At 72.0% G+C, this 17,704-nt stretch carries 17 protein-coding genes; 12 read left to right on the top strand and 5 right to left on the bottom strand.

The window, feature by feature from the left end; all coding sequences use genetic code 11:
* Window positions 1-6: 6 nt before the first annotated feature.
* Together DMB42_RS25175 and DMB42_RS25170 are read right to left on the bottom strand one after the other, a co-directional pair.
* Window positions 7-630, bottom strand: a complete 624-nt coding sequence (locus DMB42_RS25175; RefSeq protein WP_125637475.1) for a TetR/AcrR family transcriptional regulator — start codon at window positions 628-630, stop codon at window positions 7-9.
* A complete protein-coding gene (locus DMB42_RS25170; protein WP_125637474.1) occupies window positions 627-1,448 on the bottom strand; it encodes an oxidoreductase in 822 nt (273 codons plus the stop codon). The genes DMB42_RS25175 and DMB42_RS25170 overlap by 4 nt, the downstream gene beginning before the upstream one ends.
* Window positions 1,449-1,710: 262 nt before the next feature.
* Here DMB42_RS25170 and DMB42_RS25165 point away from each other — a divergent pair, with 262 nt between their 5' ends.
* The 6 genes from DMB42_RS25165 to thyX all read left to right on the top strand — a co-directional run bounded on the left by DMB42_RS25165 (window position 1,711) and on the right by thyX (window position 10,484).
* Complete coding sequence (locus tag DMB42_RS25165) at window positions 1,711-3,837, top strand: anthranilate synthase component I (protein ID WP_125637473.1); 2,127 nt, start codon at window positions 1,711-1,713, stop codon at window positions 3,835-3,837.
* Window positions 3,838-3,942: 105 nt separating this feature from the next.
* Window positions 3,943-5,088, top strand: coding sequence for an amidohydrolase family protein (locus DMB42_RS25160; protein WP_125637472.1), 1,146 nt, complete (start codon window positions 3,943-3,945; stop codon window positions 5,086-5,088).
* Window positions 5,089-5,146: 58 nt separating this feature from the next.
* A complete protein-coding gene (locus DMB42_RS25155; protein WP_125637471.1) occupies window positions 5,147-6,043 on the top strand; it encodes an ABC transporter ATP-binding protein in 897 nt (298 codons plus the stop codon).
* Complete coding sequence (locus DMB42_RS25150; RefSeq protein WP_125637470.1) at window positions 6,040-6,804, top strand: ABC transporter permease; 765 nt, start codon at window positions 6,040-6,042, stop codon at window positions 6,802-6,804. The genes DMB42_RS25155 and DMB42_RS25150 overlap by 4 nt, the downstream gene beginning before the upstream one ends.
* A 138-nt stretch (window positions 6,805-6,942) precedes the next feature.
* Entirely contained in the window at window positions 6,943-9,582 is a 2,640-nt protein-coding gene (locus tag DMB42_RS25145; RefSeq protein ID WP_125637469.1) for a M4 family metallopeptidase, read from the top strand.
* Window positions 9,583-9,701: 119 nt separating this feature from the next.
* Window positions 9,702-10,484, top strand: a complete 783-nt coding sequence (thyX, locus tag DMB42_RS25140; RefSeq protein WP_125637468.1) for an FAD-dependent thymidylate synthase — start codon at window positions 9,702-9,704, stop codon at window positions 10,482-10,484.
* Between the two features lie 4 nt (window positions 10,485-10,488).
* Here the strand turns inward: thyX and DMB42_RS25135 are convergent, their stop codons facing one another.
* A complete protein-coding gene (locus DMB42_RS25135) occupies window positions 10,489-10,797 on the bottom strand; it encodes a molybdopterin synthase sulfur carrier subunit (protein WP_125637467.1) in 309 nt (102 codons plus the stop codon).
* A gap of 15 nt (window positions 10,798-10,812) precedes the next feature.
* On the bottom strand, window positions 10,813-11,892 hold the full coding sequence (locus DMB42_RS25130) for an exo-alpha-sialidase (protein WP_125637466.1): 1,080 nt from the start codon (window positions 11,890-11,892) through the stop codon (window positions 10,813-10,815).
* A gap of 174 nt (window positions 11,893-12,066) precedes the next feature.
* Here DMB42_RS25130 and DMB42_RS25125 point away from each other — a divergent pair, with 174 nt between their 5' ends.
* Window positions 12,067-12,879, top strand: a complete 813-nt coding sequence (locus DMB42_RS25125; RefSeq protein WP_185844851.1) for a helix-turn-helix domain-containing protein — start codon at window positions 12,067-12,069, stop codon at window positions 12,877-12,879.
* Between the two features lie 4 nt (window positions 12,880-12,883).
* Here the strand turns inward: DMB42_RS25125 and DMB42_RS25120 are convergent, their stop codons facing one another.
* Window positions 12,884-14,002 (bottom strand): globin domain-containing protein, encoded by a 1,119-nt coding sequence (locus DMB42_RS25120; RefSeq protein WP_125637465.1) that lies wholly within the window; start codon window positions 14,000-14,002, stop codon window positions 12,884-12,886.
* Window positions 14,003-14,265: 263 nt separating this feature from the next.
* Between DMB42_RS25120 and DMB42_RS25115 the strand changes: the two genes are divergently transcribed.
* The 5 genes from DMB42_RS25115 to DMB42_RS25095 all read left to right on the top strand — a co-directional run bounded on the left by DMB42_RS25115 (window position 14,266) and on the right by DMB42_RS25095 (window position 17,703).
* Window positions 14,266-14,556, top strand: a complete 291-nt coding sequence (locus DMB42_RS25115; RefSeq protein ID WP_125637464.1) for a hypothetical protein — start codon at window positions 14,266-14,268, stop codon at window positions 14,554-14,556.
* A 151-nt stretch (window positions 14,557-14,707) separates the two neighbouring features.
* Complete coding sequence (locus tag DMB42_RS25110; RefSeq protein WP_125637463.1) at window positions 14,708-15,394, top strand: gamma-glutamyl-gamma-aminobutyrate hydrolase family protein; 687 nt, start codon at window positions 14,708-14,710, stop codon at window positions 15,392-15,394.
* A 9-nt stretch (window positions 15,395-15,403) separates the two neighbouring features.
* Window positions 15,404-16,318, top strand: coding sequence for an alpha/beta hydrolase (locus DMB42_RS25105; RefSeq protein WP_125637462.1), 915 nt, complete (start codon window positions 15,404-15,406; stop codon window positions 16,316-16,318).
* Window positions 16,315-17,094, top strand: coding sequence for an enoyl-CoA hydratase/isomerase family protein (locus tag DMB42_RS25100; protein WP_125637461.1), 780 nt, complete (start codon window positions 16,315-16,317; stop codon window positions 17,092-17,094). Before DMB42_RS25105 ends, DMB42_RS25100 begins: the two co-directional genes overlap by 4 nt.
* Before the next feature lie 57 nt (window positions 17,095-17,151).
* Window positions 17,152-17,703 (top strand): hemerythrin domain-containing protein, encoded by a 552-nt coding sequence (locus tag DMB42_RS25095; RefSeq protein ID WP_125637460.1) that lies wholly within the window; start codon window positions 17,152-17,154, stop codon window positions 17,701-17,703.
* Window position 17,704: the final 1 nt, after the last annotated feature.

Here is a 17,704-nt window from a genome sequence, read left to right as displayed (position 1 = left end):
CCGAGGCTAGATGCTCCCGCCCCCGTCTGTCACCGCCGGCCGGTGACCGATCTGTTTCACGACGGCCAGGAAGTACGCCTTGATCTCGTCCGGGCCCTCGTCGTCGGGGTGGGAGCCGAGGTGGTTGAGCACCGCCCCGGTGAGCATCTCCTGCACCACGCCGAGGTCGAGCCCGCCGGGCAGCTCCCCGCGCCCGGCGGCCCGCTCCAGCGTCTCGCGCACCACGGCCGCCCGCCGCCCGCCGTTGAGCCGCCGGTACGTGCCGATCAGCTCGGGATAGTCGTCGACCAGCGCGTTGACCCGGCGCAGCAGGCGGCGGTTGCGCGGCTCGGCCAGGTGGGCGGCCCAGTCGGCGAACATGTGGCCGAGGTCGCGCCAGCCGGTGAAACCGGGGTCGTGGTCGTGGTTGGCCCACTCCAGGGCCTCGACCAGCAGCGCGGTCTTGCCGGCGAACCGGCGGTAGACCGTCGCCCTGGTCACCCCGGCGCGTCTGGCGACCTGCTCGATGCTGGTCTGCGCGGCGCCCAGCTCGATCAGCAGGTCGAGCGCGGCCGTGAGGATGGCCGTGTCGGCCTCCCGGCTGCGCGGGCGGCCCGCCGTACGGGCGCTCGCCGGAGCTCGCTGCGTCATGCCTGCCTGGTCACCATCTTGTCGTAGAGGCGGTCGGGCAGGAGTCTATTGAGCCACAGCAGCAGCCGCGCGTACTTGCCGACGGCGTAGCGGGGTCTCGGGGCGGGCGTCGCGGCGATCCGGCGGACCAGCCGGGCCACGACCAGCGGGTCGGAGCCGGTGGCCCGCTCGCCGAGCGACCGCTCGGCCCGCCGCGCCATCCACTCCGCGGTCCCGGCGTACGCGCCGTGCCCGGAGATCTCGCGCAGCTCGCCCGGCGTGCCGTCCTCGAAGCCGGTCCTGATGATGCCCGGCTGGACCACCACCACCCGCACCCCGAACGGCCCGGTCTCCTGCCGCAGGCTGTCGGAGTACGCCTCCAGCGCGTGCTTGGAGGCGTAGTACCAGGACCCGAGCGGCAGGGCGATCTCGCCGCCGATGGAGGAGATGTTCACGATCGTGCCCGAACGCCGCTCGCGCATGCCCGGCAGGACGAGCTGCGCCAGCCGGGCCGGGCCGAACAGATTGACCTCGAACACCTGCCTGGCCAGCTCGACCGGCACGTCCTCGGCGGCGCCGTGCACCACGCCGCCCGCGTTGTTGACCAGCACGTCGAGGCGGCCGTGGGCGTCCAGGACGGTGGTCACGGCCCGGACGAGGTCGGCCTCGCTGGTGACGTCCGCGCCGATCGGGTGGCCGCCGGCGCGGGCGATGACGTCCATGCGCTCGACGCGGCGGGCCAGGCCGTACACGGTGTGGCCGGCGCGCAGCAGCTCCAGGGCGATGGCCTGGCCGATGCCGGCCGACGCGCCGGTGACCAGACACACCTTGCCTGCCATGTCATGACTCCTTCTGAGGGCTGCCTTCTATTTCAATACAGTACAGCACTGTATTGAAATGTGTCCGTACCGGGGTGTCGCGTTGCGCGATCTTGGACGGGCGGTTAACCTGTGGGCATGCGAAATCGCCCTCAGATCCAGTGGTGGCGCCGCTTCTAGGCGGCGCGTGTTTCGCATTCCTCTCAAAGGACGGCCGCCCCGGATGGCGGCCTTTCGCGTGTCCGCCCCCGGGGCCTCATGATTGACGGGTAAGGGGCAGCAAGTGGAGAGCAGCGGATATACCACCGCCGGGGGCGTGGGCGTCGAGCGCGAGGCGCGCGAGGTCGGCGAAGAGTCACTCGAAGAGATCGTGACCGCGCTCGGCGAGCGGCGCGGTGGCGCCTTCTCGTCCGGCATGGACTATCCGGGCCGCTACAGCCGATGGGCGTTCGGCTACGTAGACCCCTGCCTGGAGCTGGTCGCCAGGGGGCGGGTCATCTCGGCGACCGCGCTCAACGAGCGGGGCCGGGTCGTGCTGCCCGCCGTGGCCTCGTGCCTGCTGGCCGCGGGCAAGCCGGTCACCGAGCCCACGCCCGACCGCGTCGAGGTCTACGTCGCCGAGTCGGCGGACCTGCTGCCGGAGGAGCTGCGCAGCCGCCGGCCCACCGTGTTCACCGCGATCCGCGAGGTCATCGCCGCCTTCGCCGGCGACGACCCTCACCTCGGCCTCTACGGCTCCTTCGGCTACGACCTGGCCTTCCAGTTCGAGCCCATCCGGCAGGAGCTGGCCCGTCCCGACGACCAGCGCGACCTGGTGCTCCACCTTCCCGACCGGATCGTGGTGATCGACCGCCAGCGCGAGTCCAGCATCGAGTACCGCTACGAGTTCACCGTCGATGGCGCCACCACTCGCGGCCTCGAGCGCACCGGCTCCTCCGTGCCGCAGGTCGTCCCGGGCGAGCTGCCGAAGGACCCCGTGCGCGGCGAATACGCCAAGGTCGTGGCCGCCGCCAAGGAGCGGTTCAAGCGCGGCGACCTGTTCGAGGTCGTGCCCGGCCAGGTCTTCCACGCCGCCTGCACCGACCCGTCGGCCTTCTACCGCGGCCTGCGCCAGAGCAACCCGGCGCCGTACGAGTTCATCATCAGCCTCGGCGACGGCGAGCACCTCGTGGGCGCCTCGCCGGAGATGTACGTCCGGGTCAACGGCGACCGCGTCGAGACCTGCCCGATCTCCGGCACCATCGCCCGCGGCAGCAACCCGGTCGAGGACGCCGAGGCCATCCGCACCCTCCTGAGCAGCGTCAAGGAGGAGTCGGAGCTGACCATGTGCACCGACGTCGACCGCAACGACAAGTCGCGCATCTGCGTCCCCGGCACGGTCAAGGTCATCGGCCGCCGCCAGATCGAGCTCTACTCCCGCCTGATCCACACCGTCGACCACATCGAGGGCCGCCTGCGTCCCGAGTTCGACGCCCTCGACGCCTTCCTCACCCACATGTGGGCCGTCACCGTCACCGGCGCGCCCAAGACGTGGGCCATGCAGTTCATCGAGGACCACGAGGCCACCACCCGCCGCTGGTACGGCGGCGCGATCGGCTTCATCGGCTTCGACGGCTCCATGAACACCGGCCTGACCCTGCGTACCGCCCAGATCAAGAACGGCGTGGCCACCGTCCGGGCCGGGGCGACCCTGCTGTTCGACTCCGACCCCGAGGCCGAGGAGCGCGAGACCGAGCTGAAGGCCAGCGCCCTGCTCGGCGCCCTGGCCGCGGTCAACCAGCCCGACGCCGTCCCGCCCGTCGTGGTCAGGGAGCAGCCGGGCGCGGGCATGAAGGTGCTGCTCGTCGACCACGAGGACTCCTTCGTCAACACGCTGGCCGACTACTTCCGCCAGGAGGGGGCCGACGTGGTGACGCTGCGCCACGGCTTCCCGGCCCAGATGATCGACGAGATCGCCCCCGACCTCGTCGTGCTCTCGCCCGGCCCCGGCTGGCCGTCCGACTTCGGCATGGCGGCGCTCATCGACGAGATCTACGCCCGCGACCTGCCGGTCTTCGGCGTGTGCCTGGGTCTGCAGGCCATGGTCGAGCACGCCGGCGGCTCGCTGGAGCTGCTCGACTACCCCGAGCACGGCAAGCGCGGCCAGGTCGCCCGGCTCGGCGGCGGCGCGCTGCTGGACGGGCTGCCCGAGGAGTTCACCGCGGCCCGCTACCACTCGCTGCACGCCAAGCGGCCCGGCGTGGTCGGCTTCACCCCGACCGCGCTCACGCCCGACGGCAACGTCATGGCCATCGAGGACGTCGAACGGCGGCGCTTCGCCGTGCAGTTCCACCCCGAGTCGATCCTCACCCAGGAGGGCGGCGCGGGCGCGAAGGTCATCGCCAACGTGCTTCGCCTGACCCGCCGCTGAGTCCGCCGCCGCTGAGGGGCCGGGTTCGTCTGGGAACGGGCAGGGTGTTCCTGTCGTAGGTTAAAACGTCCGCGGGCGCGTGCGGGGCTCCCCTAGAGTCTCCGCATGCTCCCCGTAGCCCTGCCCGACACGGTGCGTGACGCGCTGCTCGCCCCGCTCGTCGATCACCACTGTCACGGGGTGCGCCGGGACGACCTGACCCGGTCCCAGTTCGAGCCGCTGATCAACGCCGGCGGCGTCCCGGCCCCGCCCGGCACCACCCACTTCGACTCGCCGTTCGGCATGGGCCTGCGCCGCTGGTGCGCGCCGCTGCTCGACCTCGAGCCGCACGCGCCCCCGGCCGTCTACCTCGCCCGGCGGGCCGAGCTGGGCGCGGGCGAGGTCAACCGGCGCCTGCTGGCCGGGGCGGGGGTGGTGGCGTTCCTGGTGGACACCGGCGACGAGGACATCGACCTGCTGTCGGCGGCCGAGATGGGCCGCCACGGCGGCGCCGCCGCCGACGAGATCGTCCGGATCGAGCAGATCGAGCAGGACGTCGCCGCGACGGCGCACATCGCCGTCGACTACCTCGACGGCCTGGCCGAGGAGCTGTCGGCCAGGGCCGCCAGGGCGGTCGGGCTGAAGACGGTCATCGGCGGGCGCTGCGGGCTCGACTTCGACCCGGCCAGGCCGAGCACCGGCTCGGTGATCGCCGGGGCCAACCGCCGCCTGTCCGATCCCAAGCCGCCGCTGACCGACCCCGTGCTGCTGCGCCACCTGCTGTGGAGCGCGATCGACGTGGCCCGCGAGCGGGGGCTGCCGGTGCAGTTCCAGGCCGGGTTCGGCGGCCGCGGCCCCGGCCTGCACCGTACGGACCCGGCCCGGCTCAGCGAGCTCATGGACGCGCTGCAACCCCTCGGCGTGCCGGTCATCCTGCTCCACTGCTACCCCTACCACCGCGCCGCCGCCTACCTGGCCGGCGTCTACCCCCACGTCTACGTCGACGTCGGCCTCGCCCTCCCGCACACGGCCGCCGCCTCGGCCCGCGTCATGGACGAGCTGCTGGAGCTGGCGCCGTTCCACAAGCAGTTGTTCAGCTCCGACTGCCACGGCGTGGCCGAGACCGGCTACCTCGGCGCCCTGTACTACCGGCAGGCGCTGGGCGCGGCGCTGCTGGCCAGGCTGGAGGCGGGGGAGTGGAGCGCCGCCGACGCGGCCCGGGTCGCCCACATGATCGGCTCGGGCAACGCCCGCCGCGTGTACCGCCTGTGACATCTCCTCCGCGAGGAGGAGGTGTGATCCAGGTCTCGTCGAGGATAATCGCGGCACCATGAGTGCTATCGAGATCCGAGACCTCTCCAAGTCCTTCGGTCCGGTACGCGCGGTGGACGGGGTGTCCTTCACAGTCGATTCCGGCACGATCACGGGCTGTCTCGGCCCGAACGGGGCGGGCAAGACGACAACCCTGCGCAGCCTGTTAGGGCTGGTCACCGCCGACTCCGGCAGCGCGCTGGTCAACGGCCGGCGCTACGTCGAGCTCACCCACCCGCTCAGCGAGGTGGGCGCCGTGCTCGAAGCCACCAACTTCCACCCGGGCCGTACGGCCTACAACCACCTGCGCGTGTTGTGCACGGCCGCCGGCCTGCCCCGCCGCCGCGCCGACGAGGCGCTGGAGCACGTCGGCCTGAGCGACGTGGCCGGCAAGCGCGTACAGGGCTTCTCGCTCGGCATGCGGCAGCGGCTCGCGCTGGCCACGGCGCTGATCGGCGAGCCCAGGGTGTACATTCTCGACGAGCCCGCCAACGGCCTCGACCCGGCCGGCATCCAGTGGCTGCGCGGGTTCATGCGCCACCTCGCCCACGACAAGGGGGCCGCGGTGCTGGTCTCCAGCCACGTGCTGGCCGAGGTCGAGCAGATCGTCGACAACGTCGTGATCATCGCCAAGGGCCGCCTGGTACGCCAGGGCAGCCTCGCCGACCTGGTCGCCAACGGGGAGACCCCGGTCATCAGGGTCCGTACGGCCAAGCCCGACGCGCTGCGGCCCGCGCTCGAGCGGCACGGCGGCGTCGTGGAGGCCGACGGCGAGGTGCTGCGGGTGCGCGGCCTCGACGTCGACCGCATCGGCGGCATCGCGCTGGACGAGCGGGTCGTGCTGACCGAGATCACCCAGGAGCGCGGTGACCTGCAGCGTGTCTTCCTGGAGCTGACGGGGGAGGGACAGGCATGATCGCGATCGTCCGGGCCGAGCTGCTCAAGGTGACCACCACCAGGCTCTGGTGGATCATGCTGATCGTCATGCTGGCCTACACCGCGCTCCCGATCGGCTTCACCATCGCCTTCGCCGGGCAGCAGGGTTTCCCGGACCGTGGCACCCCGCCGTTCCAGGAGACCATGTGGGGCCTGGGCCAGGGCGGCGTGCTGTTCGCGGCCGTGCTCGGCGTCGTCATGATGACGGCGGAGTACCGCTACCAGACGATCACGACGACCTTCCTCGTCACCCCGCGCCGGGTGCGGGTGGTGGCCGCCAAGCTCCTCGCCACGCTGGTGGTGGGCGCGCTGCTCGGGCTGGCGGTGCTGGCGCTGACCGCGCTGGCCGTGGTCGGCAGCGTCGTGGTGGCGGGCACCGATCTGATCTTCACGGGCACGATCGTGCGGATCGTCGCCGGGGTGCTGGTGGCCCTGGCCCTCTACACGCTGTTCGGGCTGGGGCTCGGGGCACTGGTCAGGAACCAGGTCGCGGCGGTCATCGCGGTCGTGGTCTGGGTCTACGTCGTCGACTCCGTCGTCAACGCGATCCCGGTGCTGCACCCGGTGGCCAGGTGGACGCCGGCCGGCGCGGCCTCGGCGCTGACCAACACGGGCAACACGCTGGGGCTGGACACGACGTACCTGCTGCCGGCGTGGGCGGGCGGGCTGGTGCTGCTCGGGTACGCGCTGGTGTTCTCGGCGGTGGCGTCGTTCACCACTCTGCGGCGTGACATCACCTGACGGAAGCCATTCATTCCCGAAATTTCATTGGTAATCGGGAATTTCAATTTCCGGTTATTAAATTGTGATTTGTCTGATTGTCAAAAATGCTGTGATGATCGTGGACGCCAGAACCCCTACGCCACACCTGGAGGTGTCGTGTCCTGGCGTCCCTTCGTTCTCACGGCCACAGCCTTATCCCTCGCGCTGGCCGTTCCCGGAGTCGCGGCGGCCGACGATCCGCCGCAACCGCAGGTGGAGTCACGGGCCGGCACCCTGGCCCCCGCCGAGGTGAGCGGGCTGGCCGAGCCCGCCGCCGCCGGTGACCCCGTCGCCGCGGCCAAGACCCACCTGGCCGACCCGCGCTACCACCTCGACCCGGCCGACCTGGTGCCGCTGACCACGGTCGTCAACGGCCAGGACGAGACCGTCAGGTTCGCCCAGCGGTACCGGAATTTGCCCGTCTTCGGCGCCCAGTACCTGGTGCGCTTCCGCAAGGACGGCACCGGCCGCGAGGTGACCGGGGCGGGCGGCCGCTTCCTCACCGAGCTCGACGTCGACCCCACGCCCACGGTCACCCCCGCGCTCGCGGCCCGGCTGGCCCGCTCCCGGCTGGTCCGGGACGAGCGGATCCGCGACACGATCAAGGCCACGCCCGGCGAACTGCTCGTGGTCCCGCGCGGCAAGGGCGTGCTGGCCTGGCACGTCACGCTCACCGGCGCCGACGCGGCCAAGAAGCGGCCCGTCCTGCTGGACGCGTACGTGGACGCCCACTCCGGGCAGCCGCTGTTCGCCGTGGACCGGCTGCGCTTCGCCGGCCCGGCGACCGGCAGCGGGAAGACCGCGCACGGCAAGGACGTCCCGCTCAACGCCTTCCAGCGGGCCGACAACGCGTACGAACTGCGCGACCGCGCCCGCCCGATGTGGAACGGCACCACCGGCGAGATCCTCACCTACGACGCCGCCGGCGCCGACGTGCAGGACTTCCTCAACCCGGGCATCCCCGCGGGCACCGAGCTCGCCGAGTCGCCCACACCCGCCTTCGGCGCCGAGCACACCGAGAGCGGCGCCGTGGACGGCCACTGGGGCGCGGGCAAGGTCTACGAGTACTACAAGGCGCTCGGCCGCGACGGGCTCGACGGCAAGGGCGGGACGATGTACTCCGTCGTCAACGTCACCTACTACGGCGGCCCGTTCGAGAACGCCTTCTGGGACGGCACCAAGATGGTCTACGGCGGCGGCGGCGCCGACCTGCACTCCTTCGCCGCCGGCCTCGACGTGGTCGGCCACGAGATGACCCACGGCGTCATCACCCACAGCGCCGACCTGGTCTATCTCGGCCAGTCCGGCGCGATGAACGAGGGCCTGGCCGACTACTTCGGCAACGCCATCCAGACCGGCGCGCTCGGCATCCCGACCAGCGACCCGGACGCCAGCCTGCTGGGCGAGGACCTGTGCAAGAACCTCCCGCCCGCCCAGTGCGCCATCCGCGACCTCGACGACGACCGGAACGCCGCCAAGGACTACCTCGGCGTCACCACCGCCCTCGACAGCGGCGGCGTGCACCTCAACTCCACGATCTTCTCCGGCGCCCTGTGGGACGCCAGGGAGAAGCTCGGCACCGGCTTCGACAAGGTCGTCTACAAGGCGCTGACCGAGTACATGACCCCGCTCGACGACTTCGGCGACGGCCGCCGCGCCGTGGAGTCGGCCGCCCGCGCCGCCGGGCTGAGCACCCGTGACCGGATCGCGGTCGCGCAGGCGTTCGACCGGCACGGCATCAGGCCCGGCTGGGAGCGGCTGATCCGTATCGACAGCCGCGTCGTCCTCGACGGCCTCACCGACGCCATCGACCCGCCCGCCCTGGCCGGCGACCGGTACGCCGTCACCAACAACACCCCCGACACCAACGGCTCCACCGTCATCCAGACCGGACGCCTGAGCGGCGGCCGGGCCACCACCCTGTCCGACGACGGCCGCTGGGACTGGACGCCCGCCACCGACGGCAGACGCGCCGTCTGGGTCTCCCTCGACCCCGCCGCGGGCGTCTTCCAGATCCGCTCCCGCCCGCTCGACGCATCGGCGCCCTCCACCGTCGTGCACGAGAGCACCGGTTACGTCTACGCCGCGGCCGTCTCCGGCGACACCGTCGCCTGGTCCGGCGAGGACCCGGCGACCGGCGAGGTCGAGATGTGGCTCAAGCGCGGGAACGCCGCCCCGGTCATCCTCACCGAGGGCAAGGGCGTGGCCGGCTACATGCCCTCGATCAGCGGGGGCCGGCTCGTCTACATCCGGGTGACCTTCGCCTCGGGCAGCAGCCACAGCACGCCCGTCGTGCGCGACCTGGCGACCGGCACGGAGGTCGTGGTGCCCGAGGTGCCGCCGACCGGCGTGCTCCCGTCGCTCTCGATCTACCCGGCGGTGACCGCCAAGCACGTCGTCTGGCTCTACGACGCCAACCGCGACGGCCGGATGGGCGTCATGCGGGTCGCCCTCGACGGCACCGGCCAGACGCCGGTCGTCGCCGACGGGCCGCAGGCGCCGCACCCCACCTGGCTCGACGCGAGCGAGTCACGGGTGACCGTCGGCGTGCAGCCGGAGGGCACCACGCTGGAGAACGTGAACCTGCCGAAGATCTACCAGGTGCCGGTCACCGGCGGAGCCCTGGAACGCTACTCCTGCAACAGGGGAGAGCAGTCGCTGTTCGCCGCCGGAACCGGGGGCCGCGTCCTGTGGCTCGACGGGACCGCCGGTGACACCGACCTCGTCACCCGCGACAGGCCCGCACACCGCTGCTGACCTGGTGTCGGCGCCCGCCGGGCCCTCGGAGGGGGACGGCGGGCGCCGAGTCGCGCGCAGCCCCGGGAGCTGGTTTGCTTGAGCCCGTCACAAATCAGAACCCGAGCGGGGGCTCCCATATGCGCAGTGTCGAACCCGAGGTCTTCATCGTCGCCCGTCCCGAGCTTGACTACGACGAGCTCGCCCGTTATCTCGGCGAGGTCGGCGGCGAGAGCTGGCTGGAGCGGCTCGACCGCGGTGACCTCGACGCCCAGAACCTCGCCGAGTTCGCCGGCCGGCTCTGCTACCGCTCCTTCGAACCCGGCCTCAACCCCAACGTGGTGCGCATCAGGGAGAACCAGGACGACTACCTGCGTAACATCCTGGCCAGCGCCCACGGCTCGGTCCTGGAGCACGTCAGCTTCAGCTTCGTGCTCCACAACGTCAGCCGCGTCCTGACCCACGAGCTGGTGCGCCATCGGCCCGGCGTGGCCATCTCCCAGGAGTCGCTACGTTTCGTCCGGCTCGACGAGCTGCCGTTCTGGTTCCCCGACTGGGCCCGGCAGGACGACGAGCTGATGGAGCGGGCCACGGCCGTGCTGGAGCAGCTGGAGCAGTTCCAGCTCTGGATGGCCGGGCACTTCGGGCTCGACGAGGAGGGCGTGCCGTTCTCGGAGAAGAAGCACCGCACCTCGTTCATGCGCAGGTTCGCCCCCGAGGGGCTGGCCACCGGGCTGGTCTGGACGGCCAACGTACGCACGCTGCGGCACACGATCGAGGCCCGCACCGCGGTCGGCGCGGAGGAGGAGATCCGCCTGCTGTTCCAGCGCATCGGCGAGCTGATGCGCAAGGAGGCGCCCGCCCTGTTCGGCGACTACGTCGTCGAGGACGGGGCCTGGGTCCCGGGCTGGCGCAAGGTCTGAGGCGTCAGGCGAGCGCGGGCAACACGTAGACCTCGGCGCCCGGCGGCAGGGCGTAGTCCAGGCCGCCGAGGCCGCGGGCGTTCTCCCCGCACACGATCATGCTGATGTGCCGGCGGATGCGCCCGTAGTCGTCGCGCAGGCGCTCCTCCAGCATCGGGTGGGTGCGCCGCAGCATGTCGAGCGCCGAGCCGAGGGTGGGCGGGGAGTCGCGGTCGGCGCCGATCGCGAACACCTTCACCTCGGTGCGCCCGCTCACCCACCGGCGCAGCGAGGCGGGCAGCACGAACACGACCATCGTCACGGGCTTGGTCATCGACCTGGCCATCGGTTAGAGCACCGCCGCGCGCACGCTCAGCACGTCGGGCAGATGGCGGCCGACCAGCGACCAGCTCTCGCCGTCGTCGCGCGAGCAGTGGACCTCGCCGTCGCGGGTGCCGAAGAACAACCCGGCCGGGGAGGCGGTCATCGCGTCGCGCAGCACGGTGGCGTGGACCGGGCCCTCGGGCAGGCCCTCGCCCAGCTCCTCCCAGGTCGCGCCGGCGTCCTGGCTGCGGCAGACCCGGTAGCGGTGGCCGACCGGGGTGCGGTCGACGTCGGCCGTCAGCGGCAGGACGAAGATCGTGTCGGGGCGGGACGGGTGGACCACGATCGGGAAGCCGAAGTCGGAGGGCAGGGCGGAGCCGATGTCGTGCCAGCTCCCGCCGAAGTCGTCGCTGCGGTAGACGCCGAAGTGGTGCTGGAGGTAGAGCCGCTCGGGCTTGGCGGGGTCGATGCAGACCTTGTGCACACACTGCCCGAACTCGGGATACTGCTGCCCCTCCGGCAGGAACGGCGCCCGGATGCCCTGGTTGGCCGCCTCCCACGACATGCCGCCGTCGCGGGTGCGGTAGAAGCCGGCGGCCGAGACCGCGATGCCCATGACCTCGGGGTCGGTGGGATGGGGGACGATCGTGTGCAGGCACAGCCCGCCGCCGCCCGGGTGCCAGCTGGGCCGGTGGGGGTGCTCCCACAGGCCCTCGACCAGCCGGTAGGTGACGCCGTGGTCCTCCGAGCGGAACAACGCGGCCGGCTCCACGCCGGCCCACACGACGCCCGGCTCCGACGGTGAGGGCGTGAGCTGCCACACCCGGGTCAGTGTCGTCTCGGTCTTGTCGGGGAACGCGATGGGCGGTTGAGGCGCCTCGCCCCAGGTTGCCCCGAGGTCATCGGAATACATCACTGACGGACCGAAATGGCCGTACTCGATGCCGGCCAGCAGGCGAGGTGTGGCGCCGCGGGTGTCGATGGCCACCGAGGGCACCGCGACCGTGGAGAACTGGATCGGCTGGATCTCGAAGGGGCCGCCGTCCGCCGAGCGGGCGAGGAACAGGCCCTTGCGGGTGCCGATCGCGAGCACTGCGTCACTCATAGCTTCGCTCCCATGTTCGCTTGCCGCCATCGTGCCACGCGGGCGGCGGCGGTGCCGAGCACTGGGAGATTTGCCGCAGCGCGTCCGGCCCGTCCTGGGGCGGGCGGCCGAAACGGGTGCGCATTACCAGGGAGGTAATCGTCATGCTTCCCTGCTCCCGGTAAGTTCTCCGACATGGGAGCACTAGCCGTACAAGATGAGACTTTTGGGGATTTGTTGCGGTCGTGGCGGCAGCGACGCCGCGTGAGCCAGCTCGACCTGGCGATCGAGGCGGACGTCTCCGCGCGGCACGTCAGCTTCCTGGAGACCGGACGCGCCCGGCCGAGCCGCGAGATGGTGATGAAACTGGCCGAGGAGCTGGACGTGCCGCTGCGCCACCGCAACAGGCTGCTGGCCGCGGCCGGGTTCGCGCCGGTCTTCCCCGAGCGCGAGGTCCGCGCCCCGGAGATGGCCGTCGTACGCCAGGCGCTGGAGAAGATCCTGGCCGGGCACGAGCCGTACCCGGCGCTGGTCGTGGACGCGGCCTGGAACCTGGTGGCGGCCAACTCGGCGGCGGCGATGTTCATGGACGGCGTGCCCGCCGAGCTGCTGGCCGAGCCGATCAACGTGATGCGGCTGTCGCTGCACCCCGACGCCATGGGCGGCCGGCTGCTGAACCTGGCCGAGGTGCGCGCCTATCTCCTGCACCAGCTCCGCAGGCAGGCCGAGGCGTCGGCCGACGGCCGCGTGGCCGAGCTGCACGACGAGCTGGCCGCCTACACCTACCCGGGCGTGGAGCTCAACGTCGCCCACGTGCCCGGCCCCGGCGACATCCTGCTGCCGCTGCGCATCGACGCCGGCGACCGGGTCTTGTCGATGTTCACCACCATCGCCACGTTCGGCACGCCCATGGACGTGACCGTCTCGGAGCTGGCCATCGAGACGTTCTGGCCGGCCGACGAGGAGACCGCCGCCGCCTTCGGCCGGCTCGCCCCGGCGGCCTCCTAGCGGCTCAGTGTCCCCCCCGGACGACGTCGCGGTGGATGCGCGGCGGCGGCACGCCGTCGTCCCGCAGCCGGAGTACGGTCTCCTCCACCATGCCGGCCGGGCCGCACACGTACACGTCGTGCTCGGACCAGGAGCGGAAGCGCCGGGTCACCTCCGGCAGGTGCCCGCGCATCCCGTCGTAGGAGGGGTCGCCGGAGACCACCGGCAGGACCTGGAGCCAGGGGAAGGACTCCTGCATCCGCAGCAGGTCGGGCAGGTCGTACAGCTCGGCCGCGCCGCGCTCGCCGTGCAGCAGGTGGATCCTGGGCCGGCGGCCCGAGGCGATGACGTGCTCGACGATCGCCTTCAGCGGGGCCAGCCCCGTGCCGCCGGCCACGCACAGCACGTCGCGGGTGCTGTGCTCGCACGGCGTCATCGTGCCCATCGGCGGCCCGAGCATGAGCGTGTCGCCGATCCTGGTGTGCCTGGTCAGCGCCGTGGACACCCAGCCGCCCGGCACCGAGCGCACGTGCAGCCTGATCGTGTTGTCCGGGCGCGGCGCGTTGGCGATCGAGAACGTGCGCCACACCCGCGGCCAGCGCGCGGTCTGCACGGTGACGTACTGGCCCGCCGCGTACGGCAGCCGCTGCTCCGGCCGCAGCGTGACCACCGCGATGTCGGGACGGCGCAGCTCGTGGTCGACGACCTCGGCCAGCCACCACGCCGGCGAGACCCCCGCGTCGGACTCGGCCGACCCGATCATCAGATCGGCCGCCGCCGTGTACGCCGCCACCCACGCGGCCTCGATCTCGTCGTTCCAGATCTCGGCGGCGAAGCGCCGGATCGTGGCCAGCAGGGCGTTGCCGACCGCGGTGTAGTGCTCGGCGAGCACGCCGTACTTGCGATGGTCCCTGCCGAGCTGCCCGAGATGGGCGGCCAGGCCGTCCGGGCTGTCCAGGCTCCACACGACCCGGGTCAGCGCGCGGAACAGCCGGTCGCGCTGGACGTCCATGGCGGGCGGAAACATCCCTCGCAGGTGCGGGCTCTCGGCGAACAGCCGCCCGTAGAAGTACGCGGTCGCCTTGTCGGCCACGGGCTCGACGAGCGAGAAGCTCTCCTTAACCAGGCGCGGATTCAACGACATGCACTCAACCCCACCCCATTGGGCCGGAAAGTCGATTCCGGCCGCGTCGTCCACCTCCTGACGGCTCCGGGTCGCGAACGCGCGGTGTGCCCCGGCACATCCCGCCCGCTCGAAAATGAGTCTTACACCACCTCTGACACGGCACAACCGATTCACCCGAATTGTGGGATGAAGTTGTTGAAAGCCGAATGCGAATACAATTAATGTTTGTTTTCCCCTTTTCTGGCTTTTCCCGCCGCCCGGCGGGGGCGTAGCATCCGGCCATGGCAGTCCTCCATCCCAGGCGGGTGGCCTGGGAAGGCGCCCACACGTTCGTCTCGGCCGCGACCACGGACGCCTACTGGTGGCTCAGCGACGCGGTCGGCCACTACCTCGGGCTCATGTACCAGCTCCAGCTCTGCCAGACCCGGCTGCGCCTCCAGGCCGAGGCCGACGCCTTCTACGCCGAGGCCGGCGCCTGGCGGGCCCGCCTGGACGAACTGGTCGACACCGGCCCCGGCGCCGCCTCCGTCCTCACCCAGCTGACCGCCGAGACGTCCGCGCGCCTGCCCTGAGGCGTCCCCCGCCGGTGGGAGGACACCGGTGGGAGGACATCTGTGGGAGGGGTGACATAAGGGAAACGGTGTGCGCCATGATGGGCACTGCGGCCGTCGCCGGTGACCGGCTGGTGGCGGCACGCGCTCCGCCGTGCCCCCTGGAGTCCGCATGTCCCGACCGCTGATCGGCATCACCGCCTACCTCGAAGCCGCCCGCTGGGGCGACTGGGTACGCGAGGCCGTGGTGTCACCGCCCTCCTACGCCAAGGCGATCGAGCGGGCCGCGGGCGTGCCGGTGGTGCTGCCGCCGCTGGGCCCGCACGGCATCGGCGACTACGTCGGCGGCCTGTCCGGCGTCGTACTGGCCGGGGGCGTCGACCTGGCCGCCGGCACCTACGGCGGCGAGCAGGACGAACGCGCGGCCGAGCCGCAGGCTCACCGCGACCGGTTCGAGCTGGCCCTGGCCAGGGCCGCGATCGCGGCCGACCTGCCGATCCTGGCGATCGCGCGCGGCATGCACGTGCTCAACGTCGCCCAGGGCGGCACCCTGATCCCGTGGCTGCCCGAGGTGCTCGGCCACGAACGCCACGGCGAGCCCGGCGCGGCCCACACCATCCAGGTGAGCGCGTCGAGCAGGCTCGGCAAGGCCGTGGGCGACCAGGTCGAGGCGGTCGCCCCGCACCACCAGTCCGTACGCCGCCTGGGCAGCGGCCTGCTCGCGGTGGCCTGGGCCGACGACCAGATCGTCGAGGCCGTCGAGCTCCAGGGCCACCGGTTCGGCGTCGGCGTCCAGTGGCATCCCGAACGCGCCACCGACAATCGGCTCTTCCATGCGTTCGTCGAGGCGGCCCGCTAGGCTGCGATCATGCCGCTGCACCCCCAGGCGCGGGACTACGTCGCCCTCTACCCGTCGGATCTCAACACCGACCTGGCCACGCTCGACCTGGCCACGATCCAGGAGATGCGCGCGCAGGACGGCTTCGCGGCCCACAGAGGCCCGCTCCCCAAGCTCCCGTTCGTCCGCGACGAGCTCGCCGGCGAGGTGCCGATCCGGATCTACCGCGCCGACCCCGGCGACGGCCTGCTGCCCGTCGTCGTCTACTTCCACGGCGGCGGCTGGGTCTTCGGCAGCGTCAAGCGCAACGACGCCGTCGGCCGCGACCTGGCCGTGCGCACCGGCGCCGTGGTGGTCTCGGCCGACTACCGGCTGGCCCCCGAGCACCCCTTCCCGGCCGCCGCCGACGACGCCTGGACCGTCGTGCGCGACGTCTTCGCCAGGCCCGCCTTCTACCAGAGCAACGGCAGCGTGGCCGTGGTCGGCGACAGCGCGGGCGGCAACCTCGCCGCCGTCGCCGCCTGGCGGGCCGCCGGGTCCGGCATCCGGCTGGCCCACCAGGCGCTGGTCTACCCGGTGCTCGACGTGGCCATGGACACCCCGAGCTACCGCGCCTACGCCAAGGGCTACGGGCTCGACGCCGCCGAGATGGCCTGGTTCGCCGCCCGCTACGCGCCCGGCGCCGACCCGGCCGACCCGCTGCTGAGCCCGCTGCGGCTGCCCGACCTGACCGGCCTGCCGCCCGCCACCGTCCTCACCGCCGAGTACGACGTGCTCAGGGACGAGGGCGAGCACTACGCCCGCCGCCTGGCCGACGCCGGCGTGCCGGTGGAGGCCCGCCGCTTCGACGGCGCCGTCCACGGATTCTTCGGCCTGCCCGGCCTGTTCGACCAGGCGGCCGAGGCAAGGCAGTACATCGCCGAGCGCCTGCGGGAGCATCTGTGACCTTCGACAAGCTCAAGCTCGACACCCCGGCCGAGGGCGTGCTGCGCGTCACGATCAGCGAGCCGGGCCGGCTCAACGCCGTCGACATGACCGGCCACCGCGAGCTGAGCGAGGTCTGGCGCGAGGCCGACCGCGACGACTCCGTCAGGGCGATCGTCGTCAGGGGCGAGGGCACGGCGTTCTCGGCCGGCGGCGACCTGTCCATGATCGAGGAGATGACCCGCGACCACGCCACCCGGATGCGGGTGTTCGCCGAGGCCCGCGACATCGTCTACAACGTGCTCAACTGCTCCAAGCCGATCGTCTCGGCCGTCCAGGGGCCGTCGGTGGGCGCCGGGCTCGCCGTGGCGCTACTGGCCGACATCTCGGTCGCCGGCCGTACGGCCCGGATCATCGACGGCCACACCCGGCTCGGCGTCGCCGCCGGCGACCACGCCGCGATCATCTGGCCGCTGTTGTGCGGCATGGCCAAGGCCAAGTACCACCTGCTGCTGTGCGAGCCCGTCACCGGCGAGCAGGCCGAGCGCATGGGCCTGGTCAGCCTGTGCGTCGAGGACGACCAGGTGCACGACAAGGCCATGGAGATCGCGGTCCGCCTCGCCCAGGGCTCCCAGGAGGCGATCAGGCTGACCAAGTACTCGCTCAACAACTGGCTGCGCCTGGCCGGCCCGGCCTTCGACGCCTCGCTGGCCATGGAGTTCCTCGGCTTCACCGGCCCCGACGTGGTCGAGGGCGTGCGCGCGGTGCGCGAGAAGCGGCCCCCCGCGTTCGGCTGAGCCGGGCGGGTGTGCCGGGCGGGTGTGCCGGCCCCGGCCTCGGGTAGGCGCAGGGTCATGACCGACGACGATGTGGTCGACCTGCTGGTGCGCCAGCACGAGAGGATCAGGAGCCTGTTCACGGAGGTCGAGAACGCCGCCCCCGAGGACAAAGCAGCGGCTTTCCAGAGGCTGGTGCGCCTGCTGGCCGTCCACGAGACAGCGGAGGAGGAGATCGTCCACCCGTACGCGCGCCGCAAGGCCGGCCACGGCGACGACCTGGTGGACGAGAGACTGGCCGAGGAGAACGCGGCCAAGGACATGCTCACCCAGATGGAGCGGGCAGGCGTCGACGACCCGCAGTTCGCGGCCAACCTGCTCACCCTGCGCAAGGCCGTCGTCGAGCACGCCGAGGCCGAGGAACGCGAGGAGTTCCCCACGCTGAGGCGGGCCGCCGGCGAGAGGGAACGGCACGCGATGGCGCTCGGCGTCAAGGCCGCCGAGGCGATCGCGCCCACGCATCCGCACGCCGGCGTCGAGACCGCGCCGAAGAACCTGCTCGCCGGGCCGCCCATCGCGATCATGGACAGGGCCCGTGACGTGATCCGCAAGGCGATGGGCAGGGCCTGAG

It is taken from the genome of Nonomuraea sp. WAC 01424 (assembly GCF_003947315.1).
Classification (GTDB): domain Bacteria; phylum Actinomycetota; class Actinomycetes; order Streptosporangiales; family Streptosporangiaceae; genus Nonomuraea; species Nonomuraea spiralis.
This window is presented reverse-complemented; position numbering and strand designations above follow the sequence as displayed.